Annotated in this window: 6 protein-coding genes; 5 read left to right on the forward strand and 1 reads right to left on the reverse strand. The window is 47.5% G+C overall.

Going from position 1 to position 3129, the window contains the following annotated elements; genetic code table 11:
* Window positions 1-659, forward strand: a 659-nt coding sequence (locus tag DES37_RS25250) for an ECs1072 family phage-associated protein (protein ID WP_211320582.1), incomplete at its 5' end; no start/stop codon positions are given.
* 408 nt (window positions 660-1067) lie between these two features.
* Here the strand turns inward: DES37_RS25250 and DES37_RS25255 are convergent.
* Complete coding sequence (locus DES37_RS25255; RefSeq protein WP_110028279.1) at window positions 1068-1700, reverse strand: LexA family protein; 633 nt, start codon at window positions 1698-1700, stop codon at window positions 1068-1070.
* 98 nt (window positions 1701-1798) lie between these two features.
* Here DES37_RS25255 and DES37_RS25260 point away from each other — a divergent pair, with 98 nt between their 5' ends.
* From DES37_RS25260 to DES37_RS25275, 4 genes are all read left to right on the forward strand, one after another.
* The gene (locus tag DES37_RS25260; protein WP_110028280.1) at window positions 1799-2029 is read left to right on the forward strand and encodes a helix-turn-helix domain-containing protein; all 231 of its coding nucleotides are present in this window, start codon (window positions 1799-1801) and stop codon (window positions 2027-2029) included.
* Between the two features lie 27 nt (window positions 2030-2056).
* Window positions 2057-2608, forward strand: a complete 552-nt coding sequence (locus tag DES37_RS25265) for a YmfL family putative regulatory protein (protein ID WP_110028281.1) — start codon at window positions 2057-2059, stop codon at window positions 2606-2608.
* A 163-nt stretch (window positions 2609-2771) separates the two neighbouring features.
* Entirely contained in the window at window positions 2772-2939 is a 168-nt protein-coding gene (locus DES37_RS25270) for a DUF4222 domain-containing protein (protein WP_110028282.1), read from the forward strand.
* Window positions 2936-3129, forward strand: a 194-nt coding sequence (locus DES37_RS25275; protein WP_146211556.1) for a helix-turn-helix domain-containing protein, incomplete at its 3' end; no start/stop codon positions are given. The genes DES37_RS25270 and DES37_RS25275, both read left to right, overlap by 4 nt.

A 3129-nucleotide genomic window follows, 5' to 3' on the forward strand; every position in this document is an offset into this window, starting at 1 on the left:
TTCATCCTCCTAGTGTTGGGTTGAAGATCTGGTACCGCCAAAGGTTCTACACAGCATTTGCGTTCCTTCGCAGTGGTCTGGGGTCATGGATAAACGCCAGACTCCTGCGCCCTGAAAAAGCTGCTGGCTCACAGGGATGGTTGTGCCTGCTTTTATCCACATCAGGCGAGGTGGTATCTTGGTTGCTCTCACACAGCCAAGAAGGAACCAACATGAACGGATACGAAAATCTTTATTTAGCCATCCTTCCCGATCTTGCTGAACATTACGGAATTAGCTCCTCACATTTCCAAAGTAATCCTCATTCAACCAGTTCTCAGCAGTGCCGGAGTCATCTTTATAAACTGATACTTATTGAGTTTTACCTTCATGAGCACCGGTTGAAATACAGCAATTCTGTCCTTCATCTTGATGGTGTGGCTGCTTTGCATCACCTTGTGTATTTGAAAACAAAATGGACTCCTGCGAGCATTCGCAACCTGAACACTCCAGATCTGCTGTTTGCTCTGCTTGATGATCTTGTTCCAGACCAATTGAGTGAAACAGCGCAGAATTACTTAGCAAGAATTTCAAAGAGTCAGCGTTTGCCAAAAATCGATCTAATGAGTTACACAGGCTGGAAGATAGGTTCTGGCGATCAGTATCTGAAAGACGAGTGATTGTGTGCCGGGCATCGTCGATCTGCTTTAAAAAGTTGTATGCACCCCAACTAACGCCTACGACAGCTGTGTTTATGTCGTTTACCAGGTCAAGCTGCTGTTGCATTTTTTCGCTTAGATTTTTCACTTCGGTGCATACATTCATCATCTTACCTTGTGTCAGTTTTGCCCTGAAAAAGCTGGCGGTTACCGACCATCAAGGGAAGCCGGGCCGCCAGAACAGGGATGTGACTTGTCAGTCTTCGCTATCAACGGCTGGCTGCTGTTGATGAAATTAAGATTACAGATAAAACTGTTATTTTGTCAACAGATAAAACTGTATTTATTTTGGAGGTTACACAAGAATCTGTATTTATGGAGTTAATTTCTGTAGGTATAAAAAAACCGGCGAGTGCCGGTTTGTGGGGATTAACGTTTTCTTCTGTAAATTCTGTGCTCTATCATGACACCTATAATCTTTAATGGGCGTTCATTGCTGTTGATAGTTGGATAGTCATCGTTTAGTGGAACGAGCTCAAAGTGCTGGTGCCCGCCCATATCTGTGAATGTTGGCCTGTATTTTTTGAATGTGGCTTCATTGTTCCCGTTTTTAGCTACTACAAATTCACCGGGCATAGGCTCTAATTCAGGATCAACAATTATTATGTCACCGGCCTTAAAATCAGGCTCCATCGAGTCACCTTCAATACGAAGGGCAAACGTATAATCAGACATTTCAACATCAGTCATGATGTACTCAAAATTTCCATCAAAAGCGTTGATAGGTGCCTTCTCAGCTAAGGCACCAGCCTGGACGTAACTAATCAAAGGCACTTTCCTTGTATTCACATCACCAATAGGCATGAATGTCCCGCCATTCATCAACCAGGTGGGATCACAACTTAATGCTTTGCTAATACCAACGATATTCCTGGGTTTCTTTGTTTTTCCATCTTCAATACTTGCCCATGACTGTTGGCGTATTCCTGCTTTTTCAGCAGCTTGCTCTTGTGTAAGGCCGAGCTCTATCCGTTTTTGTTTGACTCTTTCTGCAAGGCTCATGGTTTCCCCTCTCCGCGTGCCTTAATCCTCACAGTTTAAACTGTGATTGACAAACAGAACTGTCTGTTCAAAAATACAGATAAAACTGTGGAGGTGATATGGAAACAATTTCTCAAAGACTCAGAAAAAAACGCGAAGAGATGAATTTATCTCAATCGCAATTAGCTGAAATGGTCGGTATGACTCAGCAATCTCTTCAAGCCATTGAAGCCGGCTTAACTAAACGGCCCCGGTTTATCTTTGAGTTGGCAGTGGCTCTCAACTGTGATCCGCATTGGCTGTTGTATGGCAAGTCAGATGATAGCAAGCCTAGCGAAACGGCAGCTTAAAACAACCACAGACAGAAGGGGTTAACCGTGGATAAGCAGCACTGGAAAGTAGAAAAGCAGCCAGCCTGGCTGGTGGCCGCAATCAGGAAAGCTATCTCTGCATTGCCTGGTGGATATGTTGAAGCAGGTGAGTGGCTGGATGTCACTGAAGACGCGCTTTTTAACCGCCTGCGCGCTGGTGGTGATCAGATGTTCCCGATGGGCTGGGCCATGGTCATGCAAAAAGCCAGTAACACACACCATGTGGCTCATGCAGTTGCCCGGGCATCAGGCGGGGTATTTGTTCCGCTGACTGACGTTGAAGATGTGGACAACGGTGATATCAACCAGCGGCTGTTGGAAGCCATTGAGCAGATCACGAAGTACTCGCAGCAAATCAGGGTAGCAATCGAAGACGGGGTGATTGAGCCGCACGAACGTGAAGCTATCAACACTGAGCTCTACAAGTCGATAACGAAGCTGCAGGAACACACCACCCTGGTTTATCGCGTTTTTTGTGAGCCAGAAAAGGGTGACGCCCGCGAGTGTGCAGCTCCGGGCGCCGTGGCGTCGATATTTCGTGGAGAAACTAACGCATGAACAGTTTAACGGCTAACAGCCGCTTACCGCAACTACGGGCGTTTCATATTTCAGGAACGACGCAATGGCGGTATGAGCGAATGGTATCAGGGCGCTGGGTGGCATGTAACCACAGCCGGGCTCTGGGTGTCGTGGGTGTGTTTTACCGGAGGGCCAGAGCGTTATGCAGGAACTTGACCGCCAGTACAAAGACCCACGAGGTTTCCTTGTCCACGTCATTGGTTACGACCGGGAAAAACAGCAGGTCATTTTCATGCGCAAGGGCTACCCGCATGAGTGCATGCAGCCTGTTGAGCGGTTCAGGGAGAAGTTTAAAAGGGTGGATGCATGAGCACTAAGTTAACTGGTTATGTGTGGGACGCCTGCGCGGCCTCCGGCATGAAGTTGTCCAGTGTAGCCATTATGGCGCGCCTGGCTGACTTCAGCAGTGACGAGGGGGTGAGCTGGCCGTCTATTGGAACCATTGCCCGGCAGATAGGTGCAGGTGAAAGTACCGTGCGTACTGCTCTGGCACAGCTGGA

It is taken from the genome of Mangrovibacter plantisponsor (assembly GCF_003182475.1).
In the GTDB taxonomy this organism is placed as follows: Bacteria; Pseudomonadota; Gammaproteobacteria; order Enterobacterales; family Enterobacteriaceae; genus Mangrovibacter; species Mangrovibacter plantisponsor.